The organism is Mesorhizobium sp. KR1-2 (assembly GCF_040045035.1).
Classification (GTDB): domain Bacteria; phylum Pseudomonadota; class Alphaproteobacteria; order Rhizobiales; family Rhizobiaceae; genus Pseudaminobacter.
Genome location: NZ_JBDZDS010000002.1, coordinates 527,314 through 552,312 on the forward strand (window position 1 = coordinate 527,314; position 24,999 = coordinate 552,312).

21 protein-coding genes are annotated in these 24,999 nt (G+C 64.3%); 3 read left to right on the forward strand and 18 right to left on the reverse strand.

The genetic code is table 11. The annotated features are described in order from the left end of the window. Nucleotides 1-130: 130 nt before the first annotated feature. Together ABLE85_RS06790 and ABLE85_RS06795 are read right to left on the reverse strand one after the other, a co-directional pair. Entirely contained in the window at nt 131-766 is a 636-nt protein-coding gene (locus ABLE85_RS06790) for a DapH/DapD/GlmU-related protein (protein WP_348791931.1), read from the reverse strand. 54 nt (nt 767-820) lie between these two features. After that, nucleotides 821-1,306 carry a CreA family protein gene (locus ABLE85_RS06795; RefSeq protein ID WP_348791932.1) on the reverse strand — a complete coding sequence of 162 codons (486 nt, stop codon included), beginning with the start codon at nt 1,304-1,306 and terminating at the stop codon, nt 821-823. A gap of 219 nt (nt 1,307-1,525) precedes the next feature. On the opposite strand from ABLE85_RS06795, the gene ABLE85_RS06800 reads away from it, so the two are divergent. The 3 genes from ABLE85_RS06800 to ABLE85_RS06810 all read left to right on the forward strand — a co-directional run bounded on the left by ABLE85_RS06800 (nt 1,526) and on the right by ABLE85_RS06810 (nt 4,999). After that, nucleotides 1,526-2,104, forward strand: a complete 579-nt coding sequence (locus ABLE85_RS06800; RefSeq protein WP_348791933.1) for an SCO family protein — start codon at nt 1,526-1,528, stop codon at nt 2,102-2,104. Between the two features lie 62 nt (nt 2,105-2,166). Continuing rightward, nucleotides 2,167-3,039: a 50S ribosomal protein L11 methyltransferase gene (locus tag ABLE85_RS06805; protein WP_348791934.1), complete on the forward strand. Its 873-nt coding sequence runs from the start codon at nt 2,167-2,169 to the stop codon at nt 3,037-3,039. A 130-nt stretch (nt 3,040-3,169) separates the two neighbouring features. Next, the gene (locus ABLE85_RS06810; RefSeq protein ID WP_348791935.1) at nt 3,170-4,999 is read left to right on the forward strand and encodes an aminopeptidase P family protein; all 1,830 of its coding nucleotides are present in this window, start codon (nt 3,170-3,172) and stop codon (nt 4,997-4,999) included. 8 nt (nt 5,000-5,007) lie between these two features. Here the strand turns inward: ABLE85_RS06810 and ABLE85_RS06815 are convergent, their stop codons facing one another. The 16 genes from ABLE85_RS06815 to mraY form a co-directional block, all read right to left on the reverse strand. Then, a complete protein-coding gene (locus tag ABLE85_RS06815; RefSeq protein WP_348791936.1) occupies nt 5,008-5,304 on the reverse strand; it encodes an AzlD family protein in 297 nt (98 codons plus the stop codon). Continuing rightward, on the reverse strand, nt 5,301-6,050 hold the full coding sequence (locus ABLE85_RS06820; RefSeq protein ID WP_348791937.1) for an AzlC family ABC transporter permease: 750 nt from the start codon (nt 6,048-6,050) through the stop codon (nt 5,301-5,303). Before ABLE85_RS06820 ends, ABLE85_RS06815 begins: the two co-directional genes overlap by 4 nt. A gap of 113 nt (nt 6,051-6,163) precedes the next feature. Further along, nucleotides 6,164-8,302, reverse strand: a complete 2,139-nt coding sequence (gene ligA / locus ABLE85_RS06825) for an NAD-dependent DNA ligase LigA (RefSeq protein WP_348791938.1) — start codon at nt 8,300-8,302, stop codon at nt 6,164-6,166. A gap of 359 nt (nt 8,303-8,661) precedes the next feature. Continuing rightward, entirely contained in the window at nt 8,662-10,341 is a 1,680-nt protein-coding gene (gene recN / locus ABLE85_RS06830; protein WP_348791939.1) for a DNA repair protein RecN, read from the reverse strand. A gap of 15 nt (nt 10,342-10,356) precedes the next feature. Then, nucleotides 10,357-11,223: an outer membrane protein assembly factor BamD gene (locus ABLE85_RS06835; protein WP_348791940.1), complete on the reverse strand. Its 867-nt coding sequence runs from the start codon at nt 11,221-11,223 to the stop codon at nt 10,357-10,359. A 188-nt stretch (nt 11,224-11,411) separates the two neighbouring features. Continuing rightward, nucleotides 11,412-12,350 carry a UDP-3-O-acyl-N-acetylglucosamine deacetylase gene (gene lpxC, locus ABLE85_RS06840; RefSeq protein WP_348791941.1) on the reverse strand — a complete coding sequence of 313 codons (939 nt, stop codon included), beginning with the start codon at nt 12,348-12,350 and terminating at the stop codon, nt 11,412-11,414. 280 nt (nt 12,351-12,630) lie between these two features. Then, nucleotides 12,631-14,337 carry a cell division protein FtsZ gene (ftsZ, locus tag ABLE85_RS06845; RefSeq protein ID WP_348791942.1) on the reverse strand — a complete coding sequence of 569 codons (1,707 nt, stop codon included), beginning with the start codon at nt 14,335-14,337 and terminating at the stop codon, nt 12,631-12,633. Nucleotides 14,338-14,418: 81 nt separating this feature from the next. Further along, on the reverse strand, nt 14,419-15,729 hold the full coding sequence (gene ftsA, locus ABLE85_RS06850) for a cell division protein FtsA (protein WP_348791943.1): 1,311 nt from the start codon (nt 15,727-15,729) through the stop codon (nt 14,419-14,421). Further along, on the reverse strand, nt 15,726-16,640 hold the full coding sequence (locus ABLE85_RS06855; RefSeq protein WP_348791944.1) for a cell division protein FtsQ/DivIB: 915 nt from the start codon (nt 16,638-16,640) through the stop codon (nt 15,726-15,728). Before ABLE85_RS06855 ends, ftsA begins: the two co-directional genes overlap by 4 nt. A gap of 11 nt (nt 16,641-16,651) precedes the next feature. After that, nucleotides 16,652-17,578, reverse strand: a complete 927-nt coding sequence (locus ABLE85_RS06860; RefSeq protein ID WP_348791945.1) for a D-alanine--D-alanine ligase — start codon at nt 17,576-17,578, stop codon at nt 16,652-16,654. Nucleotides 17,579-17,846: 268 nt separating this feature from the next. Then, nucleotides 17,847-18,812, reverse strand: coding sequence for a UDP-N-acetylmuramate dehydrogenase (gene murB, locus ABLE85_RS06865; RefSeq protein WP_348791946.1), 966 nt, complete (start codon nt 18,810-18,812; stop codon nt 17,847-17,849). Beyond that, nucleotides 18,809-20,215, reverse strand: a complete 1,407-nt coding sequence (gene murC / locus ABLE85_RS06870) for a UDP-N-acetylmuramate--L-alanine ligase (protein WP_348791947.1) — start codon at nt 20,213-20,215, stop codon at nt 18,809-18,811. The genes murB and murC overlap by 4 nt, the downstream gene beginning before the upstream one ends. Further along, on the reverse strand, nt 20,212-21,339 hold the full coding sequence (gene murG / locus ABLE85_RS06875) for an undecaprenyldiphospho-muramoylpentapeptide beta-N-acetylglucosaminyltransferase (RefSeq protein WP_348791948.1): 1,128 nt from the start codon (nt 21,337-21,339) through the stop codon (nt 20,212-20,214). Before murG ends, murC begins: the two co-directional genes overlap by 4 nt. A 1-nt stretch (nt 21,340) precedes the next feature. After that, nucleotides 21,341-22,495: a putative lipid II flippase FtsW gene (gene ftsW, locus ABLE85_RS06880; RefSeq protein ID WP_348791949.1), complete on the reverse strand. Its 1,155-nt coding sequence runs from the start codon at nt 22,493-22,495 to the stop codon at nt 21,341-21,343. Further along, nucleotides 22,495-23,895, reverse strand: coding sequence for a UDP-N-acetylmuramoyl-L-alanine--D-glutamate ligase (murD, locus tag ABLE85_RS06885; RefSeq protein ID WP_348791950.1), 1,401 nt, complete (start codon nt 23,893-23,895; stop codon nt 22,495-22,497). The genes ftsW and murD overlap by 1 nt, the downstream gene beginning before the upstream one ends. Before the next feature lie 2 nt (nt 23,896-23,897). After that, nucleotides 23,898-24,980 (reverse strand): phospho-N-acetylmuramoyl-pentapeptide-transferase, encoded by a 1,083-nt coding sequence (mraY, locus tag ABLE85_RS06890; RefSeq protein WP_348791951.1) that lies wholly within the window; start codon nt 24,978-24,980, stop codon nt 23,898-23,900. Nucleotides 24,981-24,999: the final 19 nt, after the last annotated feature.

The window sequence follows — 24,999 nt, forward strand, 5'->3', positions numbered from 1 at the left end:
CCGGCGTCGTCCGAAATGTGGATAATCGCCGTTGGAAAGGGGATGAAATCCGACGTCGACCTGCGCCAAGCCTTTGAAATTGCTGCCAGAGCAGCGCACGAACGCAATATTTCGTCTTCGCGCCCCGACTTTATCCCGCACGCCCTTCCCAGCGATCCAGAAAGGCCTCGATGGTCATGGACTGCATGTCGGGGACCGCATCGGCCAGACGGTCCAGCGGCCAGTCCCACCAAGCCAGCGCCTCGATGCGCGCTATGGTCTCGGGCGCAAAGCGCAGCCGCTTGCTGCGCGCCGGCACGCCCGCCACGATCTCGTAGGCGCCCACGTCACGCGTCACCACGGCATTGGCGCCGATCACCGCGCCGTTGCCGATCGTCACGCCGGGCAGGACGACCGCGCCATGGCCGATCCAGACATCATGGCCGATTGTCACCGCCTTGGCCTGCCGGCGTGCCTTGAACGCCTGATCCACGCCGAGATAGCGGAAATATTCGTTCGGGCGGTAGCTCACCTTGTGCGTGGTGATGCGCTCGATCGGGTGCTCCAGCGCGTTGATGCGGGTGTTTGCAGCAATCGAGCAGAACTTGCCGATGGTGGTGTAAATCGCCTCGGCATGGCGCTCGAAATAGGAGAAGTCACCCACCGTCACCTCGCGCAGGATGACGCGCTCGCCGATCACGGCATAGCGGCCGAGGCGGCAGGATTTCAGCTCGGCCGTGGGGTGGATGCGCGGCTCGGCATCCTTGAAGCGAAGTGCTGGGTCCATCCCCGCGCTTTACGCCGCCGCGCAGCGCCGGGCAAGGCGTGGCTGCCGCCCAACCTATTTCGGCTTGCTGCTCGTCCACACGACGTTCTGGTCGTAGAGCGGCACGGTGGTGATCGCCATCTTGGCCGAGCCGTTCTGCACCTGCCGGGAGTGCGACAGGTAGATCAGCGTGTTGTTCGTCTTGTCGTAGATCCGGTTCACCACCTGCTTCTTCCAGATCAGGCTGATGCCCTGTTTGAAGACCTCCTCGCCCTTTTCGCTGAGATCGATGTCGCCGATGGTGATCGGCCCTGTCTGATGGCAGGAAACGGCGCTATCGGAGGGATTCTCGAACCAGTTGCCCTTCTGCAGCCGGTCGACGACGCCGCGGTCGAAGTAGGAGACGTGGCAGGTGATCCCCTGTACCTTCGGATCCTGCACCGCCTGAACGACGATGTCGTTGCCCAGCCAATCGACGCCAACCCGGCCGACCTCGTCGGCAGACGCCGGCGCGGCCGCGCCCAGAACAAGTGCCGCAGCAGCCCAAAGTGCCAGACGCATGAAGACCTCCATGAAAAGACGTTGCCCGGAAGAAATTGGGGCGCGTCGGCGGCGTTGCAAGCCGCAACCCCGCGTGGCGTCAGCGGCATCATGGCCTCTTTTGCGCGAGGCTCCGGCTTACTATGTTCGCTGCCAAGGTGCAGGCCTGCCCACGCCCTTGGGCGGCGACAGGCTTGCGCGCTTCGCCCGCTCCAACACTGACAGGGGAAACCGGTACCCATGATGCGCTCCATTCTCGTCGGAATCCTGGTTCTGACGGCGGCCGTTGTCGGCTGGCTGACCTTCCAATCGTACCAATCGCGCCACAGCGGCGAACCCTTCGGAGCCCCGTTCGCACTGGTCGACCAGAAGGACCAGCCCATCACCGAGGCGGCCTTCCGGGGCCACCCCTCGGCGGTGTTCTTCGGCTTTACCCATTGTCCCGAGGTCTGCCCGACAACCCTGTTCGAGCTTGACGGCTGGCTGAAGAAGCTTGGCGACGACGGCAAGGACATCAAGGCCTACTTCGTCTCGGTCGATCCCGAGCGCGACACGCCGGCTGCCATGGACACCTATGTCAGCAACGTCTCCAATCGCATCACCGGCATCACCGGCGACCCCGACAAGGTCGCGGCCATGGCCAAGTCCTTCGGCATCTATGCGCGCAAGGTGCCGCTCGACGGCGGCGACTACACCATGGACCACACCGCCTCGGTATTGCTGCTGGATGGCAAGGGCGACTTCTTCGGCACCATCGCCTATGGCGAAAGCGGGGATACGGCGGTGGCCAAGCTGAAACGTCTTGCAGGCAAAGGCTGAAACGTCCACAAGCGCGGCTCAAGCGCCCTCTTTTCGGCCCTCTTTTCGGATTGTGAAGCACCATGAGCCAGACACGCCTTTACCTCACGGCCGGGCGCGGCGATGCAAGCCGCATCTTCGACGCTTTCGAGATTGAATTCGAGGAGGACGGCTTCCCGATCGCGGTGCTGGAAGTGGACGAGGAGCGCGACATCCAGGAAGTGTCGCTCTATGCCGACGGCGACATAGACGAAGCCGAGCGGCGCATGCGCAAGGTGCTGACCTCGCTTTCCCTCGACAAGGCGATCGGGCGCGAGACGCTGCCCGACGTCGACTGGGTGGCAAAGTCGCTGGAGGGGCTGAAGCCGGTGCGTGCCGGCGGCTTCGTCGTGCACGGCTCGCACGACCGGGACGAGCCCCGCGAAGGCGAGATGGGCATCGAGATCGAGGCCGGCCTTGCCTTCGGCACCGGCCACCACGGCACCACTTCGGGCTGCCTCGAATTGCTGGCGGAGGTCGCCCGGCAAGAGAAGCCGCGCAATGCGCTCGACCTCGGCACCGGCAGCGCCGTTCTGGCCATCGCCCTGGCAAAGCTCGCGCATATCCCAGTGCTGGCGACCGACATCGACCCGGTGGCGACCGAGGTTGCAGCCGGCAATGTGCGGCTCAACGAAGTATCCGACTATGTCGAAACCGAAACCGCAACCGGCTTCGACCACCCCGTCTTTGCCGCCCGCGGCCCCTTCGACCTGATCATCGCCAACATCCTGGCGGGGCCGCTGATCGAGCTTGCCCCCTCCGTTGCGCAGCATGTCACGCCTGGAGGCTCCATCGTGCTCTCGGGCATTCTGGAGCGGCAAGGCGATGGCGTGCGCTCGGCCTATGTCGGCCAGGGCTTCACCCATGTCCGAACCCTGCTGCGCGAGGGCTGGGTGACGCTGCATCTCAAGCGCTGAGCCAGCGGTTGCGCCGAGCCTTGGCGCTTCAGGATCAGCAGATTGCTCGGAAACCGGATTCCACTTTCAGGCGCGATGCTCTAGTTTTTGCGCCACGCTAGACACCCGCAACCGGAAGGCACCTCCGCCCATGTTCCAGACATTCGATTCGGCCAGCGACCCGTCCACCGCGGCAACCCGTGTCGCCAAACTGCGCGAATGGCTTGTCGCGCGCGAGCTCGACGGCTTCATCGTCCCGCGCGCCGACCAGCACCAGGGCGAGTATGTCGCGCCCGGCTCCGAGCGCCTTCGCTGGCTGACAGGCTTCAGCGGCTCTGCCGGTGTTGCGATCATCCTCGCCAACCGCGCCTTCATCTTCGTCGACGGCCGCTATCAGCTCCAGGTGCGCGAACAGGTCGACCTCGGCATATTCAGCATCGAGAACCTGATCGAAAATCCGCCCCCGGCGTGGATTCGCGAAAACCTCGGCAAGGGTGCGGAGATCGGCTTCGATCCCTGGCTGCACACGATCAGCGAAGTGAGCGCGCTGAAGAAGGCGGCTGCGAAAGCCGGCGCAACCCTGGTGCCGCTGGCCGACAACCCCATCGACGAGATCTGGACCGACCAGCCGGAGCCCCCCTTGGCCCCGGTCGAGATCCACCCCATCGCCTTTGCCGGCGAATTGGCCAAGGACAAGCTCGCCAGGCTCGCGGCCGCAATCGCCAGGGAAGGCGCCACCCACTGCGTGCTGACGGACCCGTCCTCGATTGCCTGGGCCTTCAACATCCGCGGTGGAGACGTGCCGCACACGCCGCTGGCGCTCGGCTTCGCCATACTCGCCGCCGACGGCAAGCATCGCCTGTTCATGGACGGCCGCAAGCTGTCCCGCAAGGTCGAGGCCTATCTCACCCAGCTTGCAGACCTGCGCGCGCCCGACATGCTCGAAGCCGACGTGATCGAACTGGCGAGAACCGGCGCCCGGATCGCGCTCGATCCCGTGCTTGCCGCCGACAAGCTGCGGGCGCTGGTGGAGGAGAATGGCGGCATCGTCGTTCTGGAGCCCGACCCGGCCCGCCTCCCCCGCGCCACCAAGAACCAGGCGGAAATCCAGGGCGCGCGCGCCGCGCACCGGCGCGACGGCGCCGCCGTGGCGAAACTCTTGTGCTGGCTCGATGCGCAGAAGCCGAACACGCTGGACGAGATCAAGATGGTCACGCAGCTCGAGGAGATGCGGCGTAGCGTCGGCGAAGAGACCCAGATGCCGCTGCGCGACGTCTCCTTCGACACCATCTCCGGCGCCGGCCCGAACGGCGCGATCATGCACTATCGCGTGTCGCGCGCCACCAACCGTCCGCTACGCGACGGCGAACTGTTCCTGCTCGATTCCGGCGCGCAATATCAGGACGGCACCACCGACATTACCCGCACAGTCGCCATTGGCCGGCCGACGGATGAAATGCGCGAGCGCTTCACCCTGGTGCTCAAGGGCATGATTTCCATTTCGATGCTGCATTTTCCGGTCGGCACGCGCGGCTGCGACATCGATGCCTTCGCGCGCATAGCGCTCTGGCAGCGGGGCCTGGACTTCGCCCATGGCACCGGCCACGGCGTCGGCTCCTATCTGGCCGTGCATGAAGGGCCCCAGCGCATCGCCAAGACCGGTACCGAGAAGCTGCTCGAAGGCATGATCCTGTCGAATGAGCCGGGCTACTACAAGGAAGGCCATTACGGCATCCGCATCGAGAACCTGATCCTCGTGACGGCCGCCAAGGCTCTCGAGGGCGGCGACCTTCCCGTCCATGGCTTCGAGACGCTGACGCTCGTGCCGATCGACCGAAGGCTGATAGACGCCGACCTGCTGGCGCCGGACGAACTGGAGTGGCTCAATGCCTACCACGTCCGCGTTCTGGCCGAGATCGGACCGATGGTGGACGGCGAAACGCTGAGGTGGCTGGAGAATGCGACCGCGGCGATCGGCTGAGTTGGAGCTCAGCCGATGAAGTGCCGCATGGCGATAAGCACTGCGGCACCGGCGAGGAACATGGTCAACAGGCCGCCGCGCAACGAGACGATCACCGCCACCGCAAGAGCTGCCAGCTCAGCGGGACCGGCCGACAGTGCGGCAGGCGCCACAAGCGTGGTCAGGACCGCGGCCGGCACGGCATTGAGCCCAGCCTCGACACGTGGATGGATGCGCTCGAAGCGCGAGATGACCAGATGCCCACCGATACGCGTCAGATAGGTCGCGACGGCGCCGGCAAAGATGATCCACAGTGTCGTGCTCATGACACCACCTCCACGGCTTCCTCGGTTTCGACGGTCTCGTCGGCTCTTACAGGTAGGGCTGCTGCAAGCATCACGCCTGCCAGCGCACCGATCGACACATGCCAGGGCGAACCGACCGTCTTGTAGGCGATCATCGAGGCTGCCGCACTGGCAATGACGATGGGCAGCCAGCGTGGGCGCTTGCGGAAGCTCATGACGAGCCCGAGGAAATAGATCGGCAACAGGAAATCAAGGCCGATGGCGTGGGGATCGGGGATCAGCCGCCCGAACAGCGCGCCCAGCGTGCTCTCGGCCAGCCAGAACACATAAATCGGCAACGCCAGGCCCATGTACCAGGCGAAGGTGACTTCTTCACCATTCTCGCCTTTGCGTTCGGCTTCGGCATATTGCGGATCGACGAGGAAGAAGTAGCCGATGGCCTGCTTCAACAGTGGCCAGTGGTCGATGCGCTTGCCCACCGCCGCCGAATAGAGAACGTGGCGGAAATTGACCGCGAAGATCGACAGAACGACGAGCCATGGCGCGACCTGATGGCCGAACAGTTCAATACCGACGAGCTGGCTCGCGCCGCCATAGATGGTCGCGCTCATCAGCGTGGCCTCGGCGACACTGAAGCCGTTGTCGATGGCGAGCGCTCCAAACAGGACGGCAAAAGGTGCGGACGCAACCACGACCGGAATGCTCAGTCGCGCGCCACGCCAGAATTCGCTTGCGCGCGCGCCTTCGGGAATGGCTTCGACAGACATGACTGCTCCGGGGAAAGAAACGTGTTTAGGTCAGCCAGACTGACATGTCACGTCAATTTGCTTGAGCAATGGATCAGCCGGGTTGATGCCAGTGGCACGGGGCCGGTCGGCTTCTAGCCCCTCCCCACCCGCTCGAACCAGGCATCCTCGTCAATGACCTCGATGCCGAGGTCGGTGGCCTGCTTCAGCTTGGAGCCCGCGCCCGGCCCCGCCACGACGAGATCGGTCTTCTTCGAGACGGATCCCGCGACCTTGGCCCCGAGCTTCTCGGCCATGGCCTTGGCTTCGTCGCGCGACATTTTTTCAAGCGCCCCGGTGAAGACGACCGTCTTGCCGGCGACCGGCGACGAGACCTCTCCCACCGGCTGCTCGTCGACCGGCGTGACTTCCTCTAGCAGCGCGTCGACGGCTTCGCGGTTGTGGTCCTCGGCGAAGAACTCGACCACTGCTTCTGCAACCACCGCGCCTATGCCGTTGATGCCGTTGATCTCCTGCCAGGCAGCGTTGCCGATATCGCCCTTGCCTTGCGGCATGACGGCGCTTTCGGCTGCCGTGCGCAGGGCAGAAAAACTCAAGAAATGCCGTGCCAGCCGCTTGGCGTTGGTTTCGCCGATATGCCGGATGCCCAGCCCGAACAGGAACCGCGAAAACTCCACCTGTCGCCGGTCGTCGATGGCCGCAAACAGTTTCCGTACCGAGACGGCACCAAAACCCTCGATGTTCTCGAGCTTGGTCAGCGATCTCTCTTGCCGCGCCTTCAGCGTGAAGATGTCGGCGGGGGAGCGGATGCGCAGAGCCGGGTCCTCGGCGTTGAAGAAGAATTCGATTTGCTTCTCGCCGAGCCCCTCGATGTCCAACGCGTTGCGCGACACGAAATGGCGCAGCCGTTCGACCGCCTGCGCCGGGCAGATCAGGCCGCCGGTGCAGCGCCGCACCGCCTCCCCTTCCTCGCGCACAGCGTGGCTGCCGCAGGCCGGACAGCGATCGGGGAAGACGTAAGGAACGGCGTGGGCGGGACGCCCTTCAAGCACGACATCGAGAATCTGCGGGATAACGTCGCCGGCACGCTGCACCACCACCGTGTCGCCGATGCGGATGTCGCGGCCCTCGCGGATCGGCTGGCCGTTGTTGCCGATGCCGCGGATGTAGTCCTCATTGTGCAGCGTAGCGTTGGTGACCACCACGCCGCCGACAGTGACAGGACGCAGACGCGCCACCGGCGTAAGCGCGCCGGTGCGGCCGACCTGGATATCGATGCCGGTAAGCACGGTGGTCGCCTTCTCGGCGGGGAATTTGTGCGCCGTCGCCCAGCGCGGGCTGCGCGAGCGAAAACCGAGTCGTTCCTGCAGGTCGAGCCGATCGACCTTGTAGACCACGCCGTCGATGTCATAGGGCAGTTCCGCACGCTCCGCCTCGATGGAACGGTAGTGCGCCAGAATGTCCTCGAGCGACCGGCAGCGGTCCATCAGGCTGTTGATGGGAAAGCCCCAATCGCCAAAGCGCTGCACGATATCATACTGGGTCTCTCCCAGCGGCTCGCTCGTCTCACCCCAAGCATAGGCAAAGAATCTCAGCGGCCGCGAACGGGTGACTTCCGGGTCCTTCTGGCGAAGGCTGCCGGCCGCCGAATTGCGCGGATTGGCGAAAACCTGGCCGGTCTCGGCCATGCGCTGGTTGAGCGCGAAGAAATCGTCGCGGCGCATATAGACCTCGCCGCGCACCTCCACCACATCAGGCGCATCCTTGGGCAACTGATGCGGGATTTCCCTGATGGTGCGGATATTGGCGGTGACGTTCTCGCCCGTGGTGCCGTCGCCGCGCGTAGCTGCCGTCACCAGCCTGCGGTTTTCATAGCGAAGCGACATCGACAGGCCGTCGATCTTGGGCTCGGCGGTGAAGATCAACTCCCGGTCGGCGGGCCACGTCAGAAAGCGGCGCACGCCGGCGATGAAATCGACCACATCCTCATCGGTGAAGACGTTGTCGAGCGAGAGCATCGGCACCGCATGGACGACCTGGCCAAATGCCGGGCTCGGTCGCGCGCCAATTCTCTCAAGCCTGCTAGCTAGCTCCGAGAACTCCTGACTTGCTGAAGTGAGAGCGCCGACAAATCTTCTTAAATCATCATAGACGGCATCGGAAAATATAGGGGCGTCATTGATATAATAGGCTTCATCCGCTTCGGCGAGAAGTGTTTGAGCAGCCACGATAGCCCGCGATATATCCTCAATTACAGGAACATCCAAAGTCATATTCCTGAGCTTCGCTTTCCCTGAAGCAAACTCAACAATGTGCCTCGATAAATAATTTGACAATATATCTTGAACTTCATCGGGGAGGCGCGTCACAAACTCGGAGACGTCTGCCTTATACGCATTTGGCCACCCCTGAATAATATGGTCACTTATGATAGACGATCGAGGTCTAGAGTCGGTATTGCTATAATTTCGTATCATTTAAAGACCTCTCGGGTCATGCTTGGAAACGCACCACCCAGCTTCCCAGATAGCGAGTTCGACAGTTGTTTCCAAGGCGAGCCATGTTGACGCGAATCCAACCATGGTTAGATCCGTAAACTATTTCGCTTCGAGCCGTACTCAAGCCCTCAATGTCAGGAGGCAACGGCCTCGGCATTCTCGCGCAGCAGCCGCTCGGCCGCCGCGCGCGCTTCGTCGGTGATGGTCGCGCCGGCCAGCATGCGGGCGATTTCCTCCTGACGTGCATTGCGATCCATCTCGGCGATGCTGGTGGAAACCTGCTCCGCGCTGCCCGATTTCGCGATCAGGAAATGGGTGTGTGCCCGTGCCGCCACCTGCGGCGCATGCGTGACCGAAAGCACCTGCACGCGGTTGGCCAGACGCGCCAGGCGTTGGCCTATGGCGTCGGCAACGGCACCACCGACCCCTGTGTCGATCTCGTCGAAGACCAGCGTCGGCGCCGAGCCGCGGTCGGCCAGCGCCACCTTCAGCGCCAGCAGGAAGCGGGACAGTTCGCCGCCGGAGGCGATCTTCATCATCGGGCCCGGCTTGGTGCCCGGATTGGTGCGCACCCAGAACTCGATGAGATCGATGCCCTCTTCCTGCCGATTGTCTGGCTCGGCGCTCATCTCGACGATGAACTCGGCCCGCTCCAGCTTCAGCGCCGGCAACTCGGCCATCACCGCATTGCGCAGCCCGAGCGCGGCAGTCTTGCGCAGTTCCGACAGATGCGCAGCCACGCCGTCATAGGCATCGCGTGCGGCCACCGCTTGCTTTTCCAGCACCTGCAGACGCTCCTCGCCCGCATCGAGGTCGGTAAGATCGGCCGCCATCGTGTCGCGCAGCCGGGCCAGATCGTCCACCTGCACATTGTGCTTGCGCGCGGCCGCGCGCAGCGCGAACAGTCGTTCCTCGGCCTTCTCCAGCCGTTTCGGATCGTATTCGGTTGCCCGAAGCGCCGCATCCACGCCAGATTGAGCGGCATCCAGCGACAGCATCGCCTCGTCCAGCGACGTCACCACATCGTCAAGCAGGCCGGGCACCTCGCCAGCCTTGCGCTGCAGGCGCCGAAGCAGGCTGGCTAGCTGCGGCAACGGCGAATTGGAGCCGGACAGCACGTCCTGCGCATCCTGAATATCGCTGGCGATCTTTTCGGCGCGCATCATGGCCGTGCGCACCTCGGCCAGCTCCGCCTCCTCGCCCGGCTGCGGGTCGAGCTGCGACAGCTCCGCGACCGCCGCGCGCAGATAGTCGGCCTCGCGCGCAGCCGCCTCGACGCGGGCGCGATGGCGCGCGAGTTCCTGCTCGCAGTCGCGCCAGCGTCGCCAGGCTTCGGCACAGGCCCGCACCTCGCCAAGATGCCCCCCGAAGGAATCGAGCACGTCGCGGTGCGCACCGGCATCCACCAGTGCGCGGTCGTCATGCTGGCCATGGATCTCGACCAGCGCGCGGCCGATGTCGCGCATCAGGGTGACGCTGGAAGGCTGGTCGTTGACGAAGACGCGGGTGCGCCCGTCGGCCGTCTGCACGCGCCGCAGGATGATGTCGCCATCGTCGTCGAGGGCATTGTCGATCAGGATCTGCCGAGCGGGGTGGTTGCGCGGCACGTCGAAGACCGCAGACACCTGCCCCTGCGTGGCGCCATGGCGCACGAGCGAGGCATCGCCCCGCGCGCCCAGCGCCAGCGACAAGGAATCAAGAAGGATGGACTTGCCCGCGCCGGTCTCGCCGGTCAGCACCGACAAGCCGGACACAAAATCGATGTCCAGCTTCTCGATGAGAACGATATCGCGGATCGACAGCCTCGAGAGCATCTCTCCCCGCTGCTATCAGGCGCCGGTGATAAGCTTTCCGGCCTTGGATAGCCACGAGCCGGCATTTTCGCGCGGCTCCAGCCCGCCGGACTGCAAGAGCTTGTACGTGTCCTTGTACCACTGGCTGTCGGGGTAGTTCTGCCCCAGGACAGCGGCCGCAGTCTGCGCCTCGGAAGTCAGGCCCATCGCGTAATAGCTCTCGGTGAGACGCGCAAGCGCCTCCTCGATATGCCGCGTGTTGGAATAGTTCTCGACCACGAAGCGGAAACGCTTGACGGCCGCGATGTATTCGCGCCGCTCCAGATAGTAGCGTCCGACCTGCATCTCCTTGCCGGCGAGCTGGTCGCGGGCAAAGCGGATCTTTTCCTTGGCGTCGTCGACATATTCGGAATCGGGCCAGCGGGTGACCACTTCCTGCATCGCCTCGATGGCGCGGCGCGATTCCTTCTGGTCCTGCGTCACGTCGCGAATCTGGCGGAAATAGCAGAGTCCAACGATGTACTGCGCATAGGCCGCGTCGGGGGTCGACGGATAGAGCGCGAGATAGCGCTTGGCCGAGGTGACCGCGTCGTCGTAGTTGCCCTGGCGATAGTTGGCGAAAGCGCCCATGACCATCGATTTGCGGGCATATTCGGAATACGGATGCTGGCGGTCGATGGCGTCGAACTTTTTGCTGGCCTCCTTCAGGCGGCCGGCGTTCAGATTGGCCAGACCCTGGTTGTAGAGCACATCGGCCGGGTCGGTCTGGTCGACATAGGTCGACAGGTCGACGTCCTTGTCCGAAGACATGCAGGCCGAGAGGAAAAGCGGCGCGGAAAGCACCGAAAACGCCAGAAGGGCAGCGCGCGCCGGCTTCGACTGTACAGCTCGCTCAAAAACCATGGTCTGATTCTGCCCCTCTCGGCGTGACTATACTCAATGGCCCGCAGTCATAGATCACAACTGCCCCTGGACGGCAACGCTATCGCCATCCATTCGCGCATTTTTGTGGCGCTTCCACAGCTTCGCCGGAATTCGCGCACCGTCCGGGCACAACCTATTTGCAGGTCCCGAATACACGCCTTGCGGCCTCACACCACCCAGGGCGTGTAGACTGGCGCGTTGACGGCAATCATCTCGGCCGAACGCCCCCGCTCGCGGCGGCTCGTCTCGACGATTTCAAAGGCCGAACGATCCGACAGCAGGTGCCGCAGCGCCGCAGCGTTGAGCCGGTGGCCGCCGCGATAGGAGCGGAAGCAGCCGATGAAGCGCGCACCGGCAAGCGCCAGGTCGCCCATGGCGTCGAGCGTCTTGTGGCGCACGAATTCGTTGGAATAGCGCAGGCCTTCCATGTTGATGACGCGGCCGTCATCGCCGATCACCACCGAGTTCTCCAGTGAGGAACCCAGCGCATAGCCGGCTGCCCAGAGGCGCTCGACGTCCTTCATGAAGCCAAAGGTACGGGCGCGCGCGATCTCCTTGCGGAACACGTCGGCAGTGATGTCGGCGGCAAAGGACTGGCGACCGATGGCGGCGCTCTCAAAGTCAATCTCGACCTCGAAACGCGTTCCTCCATAGGGACGGAACTCCGCCCAGGACGCGCCCGCCTCGATGCGCACCGGCTTGAGCACGCGTATATAACGGCGCTTGGCCGCGAGCGTCTCGATGCCGGCCTGCTCGATGGCCTCGACGAACTGGATGGCGCTGCCGTCAAGGATCGGCACTTCGCTGCCGTCGATCTCGACGATCAGATTATCGATGCCAAGGCCGAACACCGCTCCCATGATGTGCTCAACCGTGCCGACATGAATGCCGGCCGGATCGCCAAGAAGGGTGGACAGATCGGTAGAGCCGACCTCGGAAGCCAGGGCGCGCAATTCGCGGCCGCCGGCACAATGGAAAACAATTCCGGTATCCGCATCGGCGGGCAAGAAAGTCAGGGAAACAGGTTTACCGCTGTGGACGCCGACGCCCGAAAGCATCGCGCGCGTCTTCAGCGTCGTCTGATAGTCGTACAAATGAATCCCCATGTGCCCGTTTCAGCCCATGTCCGCTAGAGTCTGGCGGTCTCGGCCTTTGGTCTTTGTCGGGGGAAAGGAACACGTCCCCGCTGATTCCCACTCTCCGACTCTACGATGGCCGGAAGATAGTAGCGACGCCAGGATACTCCAAATCACGGTTTTTAACTTGGTGTAACGAGATTCCCCTTACCTACACCTCACGCAACCATCTGTTTTCACTGTACTTTTAACAAAAAGGGCAGGCACCGAGGTGCCTGCCCTTTTTGGTCGGTTACATACCGGCGCCCGCTCAGTTGGCCTGGCGGCGCAGGAAGGCCGGAATCTCCAGCTGATCGTCATCCTGGACCCGCGACTGCGGCGTCAGGCGGCCGTGGTCGTCGAGCTGGCCGCGGCGCGGCGCATAGAGCTGCGCATCCTGGCTGGCCATGCGACGCATCTCCGGCGCCTGCTGGCGCAGCTTCGGCTCGCGCGCCTGTGCCGGCTGCAGGCGGGCAGGCTCTTCCTCGCGGCGGGTAAGGCCGTTGGTCAGGCGCTTCAGCAGGCCCATCGGACCGCGGTCTTCATGATGCTGCTCGGCCGGACGGGTCTTGGCCTGCACCTCGGCCTGCACCATCGGCGGGAAGTCCTCGACGCGGGGCATGCGCGGCTGGGGCGCGGCCATGACCGGCTCCTGCTGCAACTCACGCTGCGACGCGGGCGCCGACATGGGCTGATGGTGAGCGACCGGCTGCTGCATCACCGGATGCGGCTGGACGGGCTGCGGCGGAGCCTGGAACAGCTTGCTCTGCGGGCGGAAGTCTTCGGCAGCCGGAGCCGGGGCCGCGCGCGGTGCTGCCATCGCAGCGGCAGCGGCATTCGCTTCGGCCATGCGGATCGCATCGGCGACCGGGTCGGCGGAGCGAGGCTCGAGGCGCGGCGCCTCCTGAACCGGAGCCATTGCCGGCCGATTCTCGGGCATGGCAGCGACCGGACGCGGTGCCGGCTTCAGCGGCTGGCGGATGGCGATCGGCGTGGCGGCGATATCGGCTGCCGACTTGTCGATGCCGGTCGCCACGACCGAGACGCGGATGACGCCTTCGAGTTCTTCATCGAAGGTCGCGCCGAGGATGATGTTGGCATCCTGGTCCACTTCCTCACGGATGCGGGTCGCAGCCTCGTCGACCTCGAACAGGGTCAGGTCGCGACCGCCGGTGATGGAGATCAGCAGGCCCTTGGCGCCCTTCATCGACGTCTCGTCGAGCAGCGGGTTGGCGATCGCGGCTTCGGCGGCGGCCATTGCACGGCCCTCGCCCGAGGCTTCGCCGGTGCCCATCATGGCCTTGCCCATCTCGCGCATCACCGAGCGGACGTCGGCGAAGTCGAGGTTGATCAGGCCTTCCTTGACCATCAAGTCGGTGATGCAGGCAACGCCGGAGTAGAGCACCTGGTCGGCCATCGCGAAGGCGTCGGCGAAGGTGGTCTTGTCGTTGGCGAGGCGGAACAGGTTCTGGTTCGGGATGACGATCAGGGTGTCGACGCACTTCTGCAGTTCTTCGATGCCCATATCGGCCGTCTTCATGCGGCGCTGGCCTTCGAAGTGGAACGGCTTGGTGACGACGCCGACGGTGAGGATGCCCTTTTCACGGGCGGCGCGGGCGACGACGGGAGCTGCACCGGTGCCCGTGCCGCCGCCCATGCCGGCGGTGACGAAGCACATGTGGGTATTGGCAAGGTGGTCGATGATCTCGTCGATGCATTCCTCGGCGGCGGCGCGACCGACCTCAGGCTGCGAGCCGGCACCGAGGCCCTCGGTGACATGCGCTCCAAGCTGGATCAGGTGCTCGGCCTTGGACATGGTCAGCGCCTGCGCGTCGGTATTGGCTACCACAAATTCCACGCCGCGAAGCCCCGCAGTGATCATGTTGTTGACAGCGTTGCCGCCGCCGCCGCCGACACCGAACACGGTGATGCGCGGCTTGAGCTCGGTGATGTCCGGCTTCTGCAGATTGATCGTCATAATCCTCGTCCTTTTGCCTTTCCCGCCGCTGCGCCGCGCGGCCACCTATGGGGGCTGCCCCCGTCAAACCCTAGTCAAACTCTAGAAACTGTCTTTCAACCACTGACTCATGCGATGCAGTTTCCCGCCCGTCCCGGTCATGCGGAACCGGGAGATATTGTGAAGCTGATTGATCTCGAAGCTCGCCACTTGCGGATAGATCAGCAGGCCGACCGCAGCCGCGAATGCCGGCCCCTTCGCCGCCTCCGGCAGGCCGGCGACACCGAGCGGGCGACCGATGCGCACATTGCGACCGAGAATGCGACGCGCCGCTTCCGGCAGACCCGCCAGTTGGCTTGCGCCGCCGGTCAGCACCACGCGCTTGCCCACCGCGTTGCCGTAGCCCGACTTGTTCAGGCGGTCGCGCAGGATCTCCAGCGTCTCTTCGATGCGGGCGCGGATGATGCGCGTCATCACCGAGCGCGGCACCTGCAGCGGCACGTCCGTCTCATCCGCGCCAATCGGCTGGATGGTCACCAGATCGCGGTCGTCAGAGCTGCCGGGCAGTGCCGAGCCGTGCATGACCTTCAGCCGCTCGGCATCCTCGAGACGGGTCGAAAGCCCCTTGGCCATGTCCATGGTGACATGGTTGCCGCCGATCGGAATGGCGTCGGCGTGGACGAACTTGCCGTCGGCGAAAACGGAGATCGTGGTCGTGCCACCGCCCATGTCGATGCAGGCAGCGCCCATTTCGAGTTCGTCGTCGACCAGGGCCGCCAGCCCGCTGGCGTAGGGCGTCGCCACCATGCGCTCGACCGACAGATGCGAGCGGTTGATGCAGAGTTCGAGGTTGCGCAAGGGCGCGGCATCGCCCGTCAGCACATGCATGTCGACGCCGAGCGTCTCGCCCACCATGCCGCTCGGATCGCGCACGCCGCGCTCGGCATCCAGCGAGAAGGCAACGGGAAGCGCATGCACCACTTCACGCTCCGCCCGCAACGCCTGCTTGGCTCCCGCCGCCAGGACACGCTTGATGTCGCCTGCCGAAGCTTCGTGACCGCCGAGATTGATCGTTGCCGAAAAAGTCTGGCTCTTCAGGCGCCCCGCCGTCAGATTGACGATGAGCGAATCCACGGTCAGGCCGGCCATGCGCTCGGCCGCATCGACGGCCAGCCGTACCGCATGCTCGGCCCTGTCGAGATCGACGACGACGCCGGACTTCACGCCCTGCGACTTCTGATGGCCGATGCCGATCACCCTGGCCTGATGGGTGCGCGCGCGCAGCAACTGGCTGTCGGCTGCCGGCTTCAGCATGGCAACAATGCAGCAGACCTTGTTCGAGCCGACATCGAGTACGGTTACGATGCCGGAGCGACGCGAGTCGCCATCCTTTCGACCGCCGAGCAGGCTCATATTCTTCTCTCCGGCTTGCCCTTGACGCCCTTTTGCTCGGTAAGCGCGGCATCGCGGCGCAGCATGGCCTCCGGCGTCAGCTGGACGACCAGACGGTCGCTCAGGCGCATGTCGACGGCTGCGATATCACGCGAAAGAAGCCCGACCTCGCGGTCCATGTTGACGAGATCGGCAAGCGCCAGATCCTCACCGTCTTCCGGCAACTTGACGGTGATTCCGTTCTCCAGCCACAGATCCCAGCGCCGCTCGGAGACGCGGATATAGCCCTTCACGCGCGAGGCGAGTTCGGGATAGCGCCGCATCTTGGCAAGAAAATCGGCTGCATTGCCGGCAGCCCCATAGCCAACGACGAGCGGCAGGGCGACATGGCGACCACCGGTGAACGGCGCAATCACCCTGCCATCCCGCTCAACGACGAACAGCTCGTTGCCGCGTTGCCAGACAGCGAAGGGCTTGCGCTCCTCGATCTTCACTTCCAGCGTATCGGGATAGACCTTGCGGACGGAAGCGACCTCAACCCAAGGCAACTCGGCGATACGCTCGCGTGCCTTGTCGGCATCGAAACCGATCAGCGAGGTCCAACCATCGAGACCCAGCTTCTCGAGGACGTCGATTTCGGAGGTCTCATGATGACCGACCACACGAATCTGATCGACCGCGAATCCGCTTCTAGCCGTGATCGCTTGAACCACGGCCGGCATATGGCCGCCCTCATAGGCGCCATAGACACCAGTGGCGGCGAGAAACACTGCGGATAAAATGGTCGCCGCAAAGCGCGGCGCCGTGAAGTCACCCTTGAACAGGCGAGCCAGGACGCGCACCGGCTTGCGCAGCCAGCGCGGCAGCACGAAGCCGTCGGCCGAAAAGAGCACGCCGAACAGGCCAGACCTAGCCCTCCGCATCCTCCTCATCTGTCCCGACCTCAACGCGAACACGAAGCGTCCTCCACAATCCATCTCAAAAGCTCACCGAACGAATGCCCCGCCTGCGCAGCAATCTCCGGCACCAGCGACGTTGGCGTCATACCCGGTTGGGTGTTCACTTCGAGCCAGATGACCTCGCCATTTTCGGAATGGCGGTCGTCGTAGCGGAAGTCCGACCGGGAGACGCCCCGACACCCAATTGCTTGATGAGCCTTCAGCGCCAGTGTCTGTATTTTTTGGTAAATATTCGGTGAAACTTTCGCCGGGCATTCGTGCTTTGATCCGCCCGGAACATATTTTGAATCGTAATCGTAGAAGGAATGCCCCGTCGGGATGATCTCGCAGACGCCGAGGGCGACATCCCCCATGACAGCGCAAGTCAGCTCGCGCCCATGGACATACCGCTCCACCATGACGGTATCGCCATAGAGCCACTCCGGCGAACCGATCACCTGCGGCGGGTGGGATTGATCCTCCTTGACGATCACCACCCCGAAGCTCGACCCCTCGTTGACCGGCTTCACCACATAAGGCGGCTTCATCGGGTGCTGATTGCCGATCGAGAATCGGCCCACGGTCTTCGATTCCGCCACCGGAACGCCGACCGCCTTGACCACCTGCTTGGCCTTGTCCTTGTTCATCGCCAGCGCGGACGCCAGGACGCCGGAATGCGTATACGGGATCGCCAAATATTCGAGGATGCCCTGGATGGTGCCATCTTCACCGAAGGGACCATGCAGCGCATTGAACGCAACGTCCGGCTTCAACTCGGAGAGGACGGAGGAGACGTCGCGCCCGACATCGACTCGCGTAACGCGATAACCGACTTCTTCGAGCGCATCGGCACAAGCATTGCCCGATGAAAGGGACACAGGCCGCTCGGACGAGAAACCACCCATCAAGACAGCCACATGCTTCGAAGTCATTTTCTCGCAGTCCCTCTTCGACTGGGCTTCCCAACCACACATTTCTGAAATGAGTCCGAGTCTTCCGGCAGGCACCCCTCCAGACGGAAAACGCGTCGACCGCGTCCAAACGACTCAAATCAGGAAACGCTTTTGCCCAAAGAATCAGAGAGTTGATTCGGTGGCAAGCCCTTAGGATTCAAGATGATTCAAATTTTGCATAAATTGAGTCGATCCGTCCGCGAGCTCGCTTCGGGAACGGATGCCCGCCGCACAACGGCGGGTCATCTCATAGAAGTCGGCCCAGGAATTCCTGCACCTCGCGCCCCGGCCTGAAGTCGCCGATGCGCTTGATTTCCCAGTGCAGCCTGATGCCGGAGTTCTCCAGAACGCGCGCGCGCACCGTCTCGCCGAGATATTCGAGGTCATAGCCGGCGGCGTTGCCGGTGTTGATCATGAAATTGCAATGCATCGGCGACATCTGCGCCCCGCCGATCATCAACCCACGACATCCCGCGCGGTCGATTTCCTTCCAGGCCGAAGTGCCTTCCGGGTTCTTGAAGGTCGAGCCGCCGGTCTTCTCGCGGATCGGCTGCACCGTCTCGCGATGGTGCTGGACGGCATCCATGGCAGCGCGGATCGCTTCCGGCTCCTCCGGATAGCCTTCGAACAGGGCCGACGTGAAAATGAGGTCGGCCGGCACCGAGGAGTGCCGGTAGGAATAACCCATGTCGGCATTCGACAGCACATGCAGATTGCCCTGCCGGTCGAGCGCACGCACTTCCACGACGCGTTCGCGCGTCTCGACGCCATTGGCGCCCGCATTCATTCGCAGCGCACCGCCGATGCTGCCGGGTATGCCGTGGTAGAAATGGAAACCGCCGATACCGGCCTCCAGCGCAACGGCCGCCACGCGCTTGTCGGGCACGGCTGTCCCGGCCCGGATCTGCGTCGGTGAAATCGCCTCGACCTCGCCGAACCCCTTGGCGGAGAGGCGCACCACGAACCCACGGACGCCCCCTTCCCGCACGAGCAGGTTGGAGCCGATGCCGACGATCGTCAGCGGTATCTCTTCCGGCACGGCCTTGAGAAAGGCAGCAAGATCCTCCTCGTCCGCGGGCTGGAAGAGCACGTCGGCCGGTCCACCGGCCCGGAACCAGGTGATCTTCTCCATCTCCGCGTCCGGCGTGATGCGTCCGCGGAGCCCCGAAAGGCGGTCGCCAAGCTTGGCAAGCAGCGTCTCGCCCTTCGTCATGCCGCCTCCCCACCGAGTTCCTTCGGCAGCGCATAGGCCCACTGGGTGATGTTGCCCGCTCCGAGAAAGACGACGAAATCGCCGGGCTTGGCAATTTCGCGCACGGCCGGAGCGATTGCGCCCGGGCCCTCGATATAGCGCGCATCGCGATGACCGCCGGCGCGGATGCGAGAGGCGAGTGCTTCCGAATTGGCGCCGTCGATCGGTTCCTCGCCGGCCGCATAGACCGGCGCGATCATGACGGTGTCGGCATCGTTGAAGCAGGCCGAAAAATCGTCGAACAGGTCATGCAGTCGCGTGAAGCGATGCGGCTGGGCGATGGCGATGACGCGGCCCTGGCAGGCGTCGCGCGCCGCCCTCAGAACCGCCTTGATCTCGACCGGATGGTGGCCGTAGTCGTCGAACACCTGCACGCCGTTCCAGCTGCCGGTCGGGGTGAAGCGCCGCTTTACGCCGCCGAAGGAGGACAGCCCCTTCTTGATATCGTCAGCCGTCAGGCCGAGCTCATGCGCGACCGCGATTGCCGCCGTGGCGTTCGAGACGTTGTGGCGGCCGGGCATCGGCAGGCGCAGATCGGCGATGACCGTGTGGTCGCCGGTCTTGCGGTCGCGGATGACGACGTCGAACAGCGAAACGGCGCCATCCATGCGGTGGCGCGTGAAGCGGACGTCGGCCTGCGTGTTCTCGCCATAGGTGATGACGCGGCGGTCCTCGATGCGCGCCACCAGCGCCTGCACCTCGGGATGATCGGTGCACATCACGCCGAAGCCGTAGAACGGCACGTTCTCGACGAACTGACGGAACGCCGCGCGCACCTTGTCGAAGGACCCGTAATGGTCGAGGTGCTCCGGATCGATGTTGGTGACGACGGCGATGTCGGCCGGCAGCTTCAGGAAGGTGCCGTCGCTCTCGTCGGCCTCCACCACCATCCAGTCGCCCTCGCCCATGCGGGCGTTGGTGCCGTAGGCATTGATGATGCCGCCGTTGATCACGGTCGGGTCGAGGCCGCCGGCCTCGAGCAGCGCGGCCACCATCGAGGTGGTGGTGGTCTTGCCGTGCGTGCCGCCGATGGCGATCGCCTGACGGAAGCGCATCAGCTCGGCCAGCATCTCGGCGCGCCGAACGATCGGCAGCGGCTTCTCGCGCGCCGCGATCAGCTCGGGGTTGGTCTTCTTGATCGCCGTGGAGACCACCACGACCTCGGCATCGCCGAGATTCTCGGCCCGATGGCCCACGAAGCACTCGATGCCCTTTTCGCGCAAGCGCTGGACATTGGCGCTGTCGGCCTGATCGGAGCCCTGAACCCTGTAGCCAAGATTGTGCAGCACCTCGGCGATACCGCTCATGCCGATGCCGCCGATACCGATGAAATGCACGAGGCCGATCGTCTGCCGCATCTTCATGGCCGCATCCCTTCCTTGATCTGTCCGATAGGTTTCCGCGCCGCAATAGCCTCTGTCAGGTCGGCAAGCAACCGTACTGCATCCGGCCGGCCGGCTGCAGTGGCTGCCTGTGCCATCGATTTCAGCCTGTCCGGATCGGAGATGAGGTCGGCTAACAACCGCGACAGCGCTTCCACCGAAAGCGTCGCCTGATGGTGCACCTCCGCCCCGCCCATTGCCGCCAGGGTCGCCGCATTCGCCGCCTGATCGTGATCGAGCGCATGCGGATAGGGCACCAGGAGCGCCGGGCGTCCGATCACCGCGATTTCCGACACGGTCGACGCACCCGAGCGGGCGATGACCAGATGCGCGGAACCGATGCGCGCCGCCATATCGGAGAAGAAGGGAGACACCTCGGCCTTTATGCCAAGTTCGGCATAGGCGGCCATGACGCGCGCCACGTCCGGTTCGCGTGCCTGCTGCACGACGCTCAGCCGCTTGCGCAACGCCTCGGGCAGCGCCGCTATCGCCGGCGGAACCGCATCGGAGAAGAACTGCGCACCCTGGCTCCCGCCGAAGACGAGCAAGCGGAACGGCTCGCCTGTGCCAGACGGCGCATAGGGCGTGTGCGCCGCCTCCAGCACGGCCGGCCGCACCGGATTTCCGGTCGTCATCGTCTTGCCCGCGAACGCACCCGACTGCCCGTCGAGGAACCCGCCGGCGATTGCCGTCACCCGCGCGGCCAGCGCCTTGTTGGCGCGGCCCATCACGGCGTTCTGCTCGTGAACCAGCGTCGGCACGTGGCGGCGGGTTGCGGCATAGACGGGCGGCAGCGTCGGATAGCCGCCGAAGCCGACCACGACCGCAGGCCTGATCGCGCGGATCAGGTCGTTCGACTGGCGAAAGCCGCGCCAGATGCTCCAGAACGAGCCCAGCAGCTTGATCGGATTGCGCGAGGAGATGGTGGCCGAGGCGATCGGGTGCACCGTCTTGCCCGGAAAATTGCCGGCATAGCGCCCCGCACGTTCGTCGGTGGCGAGGTGGACTTCCCAGCCTCGCGCAATCAGCTCATGCGCCAGCGCCTCGGCCGGAAACAGGTGACCGCCGGTACCGCCGGCGGCAAGGAGAACAGTCTTACTGGCCATGTCATTCCGCCGAAAGGGCGTGACGGGAGAACCCCGGGGAGCCGAGTTGTTTGCGCCGCTCGGGCCGCTTGCGCGTGAGCGCCAGCACCATGCCCATCGAGATCGCGATGGCGATCTGCGAGGAGCCGCCATAGGAGATGAAGGGCAGCGTCATGCCCTTGGCCGGCATGAGCTGGAGGTTGACGCCCATATTGATCACCGATTGCAGGCCGAAGACGACGACCAGACCGGCAACGGCATAGCGGGTGAAGTCGTCGTGCTCCTTCAACGCGATGTTCAGGCCGCGCAGCACGATGAAGGCGAACAGAAACATGATGAGCAAGCACATCACGATACCGAATTCCTCGCCGGCCACGGCGAACACGAAGTCGGCATGACTATCGGGGATGACACGCTTGACCGTGCCCTCGCCCGGACCGACCCCAAGGAAGCCGCCGTTGATCAGGGCCTCGCGGCCCATGTCGACCTGGAAGGTGTCGCCCTCGCCCGTCAGGAAGCGATCGATACGGCCGGCGACGTGCGGAAAGATCGTGTAGGCAGCCACCAATCCACTGGCGCCGAGGGCACCCAGGACGATGATCCATAGCCACGGCAAGCCAGCCATGAAGAACATCACGCCCCACGTTCCCAGCGCCAGCATCGTCTGGCCGAGGTCGGGCTGCGCCACAAGCAGGGCAAGGACAATGCCCAAGAGTATCATGGCGAAAAGATTGCCGGGAATATCGGGCTGGCGCGCATGCTCGGCAAACAGCCAGGCGCAAACGATGACGAAGGCCGGCTTGAGGAATTCGGAAGGCTGAATGGAAACGCCGGCAAAGGAAACCCAGCGCCGCGCACCCTTGACCTCGACACCGACATAGAGAACCGCGACCATCAGGAGCAGCGACAGGCAAAGCATGATCAGCGCCATGCGCCGCACCTCGCGCGCCTCCAGGAAGGAGACGGCGAGCATCACCCCCAGCGCCGGGACGGTGAAGAAAATCTGGCGCGTCGCGAAATGGAAGCTGTCGAGGCCGATGCGCTCGGCCACCGCCGGGCTCGCGGCGAAGGACAGGACAATGCCCAGCCCCATCAACGACAGGAAGGCTGCGAGAAACCAGCGATCGATTGTCCGCCACCAGACGGCGACGGGGCTCCTGTCGAGACGGCTTGCCATTATCGTGTCCCTCCGATCGGCTTAACCTTGTCGATCGCGGCCACGGCCTCTTTGAAGGCGTCACCGCGCACTTCGAAATTCTTGAACTGATCGAAACTCGCGCAGGCCGGCGAGAGCAGCACAACCGCCTCGCCGGAATCGTCGAGCGCGGCATCGTGCGCCGCGTGTTCCACGGCCGCCGCCAGCGTGCCGGAAATCTCGTAAGGCACGGCCTCGCCGAGCGTCGCCGAGAAGGCGGGCGCGGCCTCGCCGATCAGATAAGCCTTGGCGATGCGCGGGAAGAAGCTGCGCAGCGGCTCGATGCCGCCCTCCTTCGGCAAGCCGCCCGCAATCCAGTAAATGCGCGGGAAGCTCGACAGCGCCGGCGCCGAGGCATCGGCGTTGGTCGCCTTGGAATCGTTGATGAACAGCACGTGATCCTTGCGGCCCACCTGTTCCATGCGGTGCGCAAGGCCGGGGAAACTTTCGAGACCGGACTGGATTTCGCCAAGGTCGAGCCCGACCTTGAGGCAGGCCACCACGGCGGCAAGCGCGTTCTGCGCGTTGTGCTGCCCGCGCAGCGAGCCGATGCCTTCCAGGAAGCCGATGCGGCTGTAGCGGCCGTGCACGGCCTCCATCAGGTCGGTGCCGTCGGCGAAATAGCCGTCGGTCAGCGGCAGTCGCTTGGAAATGCGCACGACATCCTTGCCGGCTTTCTCGAGGCGGTCGGCGATCTGCGCGCAATAGATGTCGTCGATGCCGATGATGGCGGTCTCGCTGCCGGCAACCAGCCGCTCCTTGATCGATGCGTAGTGCTGCATCGTGCCATGGCGGTCGAGATGATCGGGCGTCAGGTTGAGCAGCACGCCGGCGGTGGGATTGATCGAGGGCGCCAGGTCGATCTGATAGGACGAGCACTCCACGACATAGTGCCGGCCGGGCTGCGGCGGGTCGAGCGTCATGACGGCGCGGCCGATATTGCCGCCCATCTGCGCGTCGCGCCCGGATGCCTTGATGATGTGCGCCGTCAGCGCCGTGGTGGTCGACTTGCCGTTGGTGCCGGTAATGGCGATGAAGGGCGCATCCGGCGCACGCGCCGTGCGCTCGCGCGCGAACAGCTCGATATCGCCGATCACCTCAACGCCGGCGCCGCGCGCCAGCTCCACCGTCCAGTGCGGCTTTGGGTGCGTCAGCGGCACACCGGGCGAAAGCACGAAGGAGGAGAAGCCGCTCCAGTCGGCCTGGCGCAGGTCGCCGGTGCCGATGCCTTCTGCCTGGGCCTTCGAGACGCTTTCGGGGTTGTCGTCCCAGGCAAGCACCTCGGCCCCGCCTTCGATCAGGGCGTGTGCCGTCGCGATGCCCGAGCCGCCAAGCCCGAAGAGCGCGACGCGTCTGCCGTGAAAGGAAGTCGCCGGGATCATGCTCACCTCAGCTTGAGGGTCGACAGGCCGATCAGCGCCAGGATGACGGCGATGATCCAGAAGCGGATCACCACCTGGCTTTCGGTCCAGCCGAGCTTTTCGAAGTGATGGTGGATCGGCGCCATCAGGAACACGCGCCGGCCGGTCATCTTGAAGAAACCGACCTGGATGATGACCGACAGCGCCTCCATCACGAACAGGCCACCGATAATAGCGAGCACGATCTCGTGCTTGGTGGCGACGGCGACGGTGCCGATGAGACCGCCGAGCGCCAGCGACCCGGTGTCGCCCATGAAGATGGCGGCCGGCGGCGCATTGAACCAGAGAAAGCCGAGGCCGGCGCCAATGACCGCACCGAGGATGACTGCCAGTTCGCCGGTGCCGGGCACGAAATGGATCTGCAGATATTCGGCGAAGACCGCGTTACCGGAGAGATAGGCGATGACGCCGAAAGAGGCCGCCGCGATCATGATGGGCACGATGGCCAGGCCGTCGAGACCATCAGTCAGGTTCACCGCATTGCCCGCCCCCACGATGACGATGCAGGCGAAGGGAATGAAGAACCAGCCGAGATTGATCAGGAAATCCTTGATGAAGGGGAAGGTCAGCGACGACGAGAACGGCTCCTGCCCGGCATGCATGATTGCCCAGCCGGCGATCGCGGCGATGAGGAACTCTAGGCCCAGGCGCGCCTTGCCGGAAAAGCCGAGATGCGACTGCTTGGTCACCTTGAGATAGTCGTCGTAGAAGCCGATGGCGCCGAAGCCAAGCGTGACCAGAAGCACCACCCAGACATAGACGCTCTTCATGTTGGCCCACAGCAACGACGAGCCGATGATGCCGCAGAGGATCATCAAGCCGCCCATGGTCGGGGTGCCAGCCTTCTTGAAATGGGTCTGCGGACCATCGGCTCGGATCGGCTGGCCCTTGCCCTGCCGGATGCGCAGCGAGTCGATGATCGTCGGCCCGAAGATGAAGACGATCAGCGCGGCGGTGATCAGCGCCCCGCCTGTGCGGAACGTGATGTAGCGAAAGACATTGAAGACCGAGAGGTGGTCCGAGAATTCGACGAGCAGTGTTAGCATCTAGGTGTCCAGGACCATC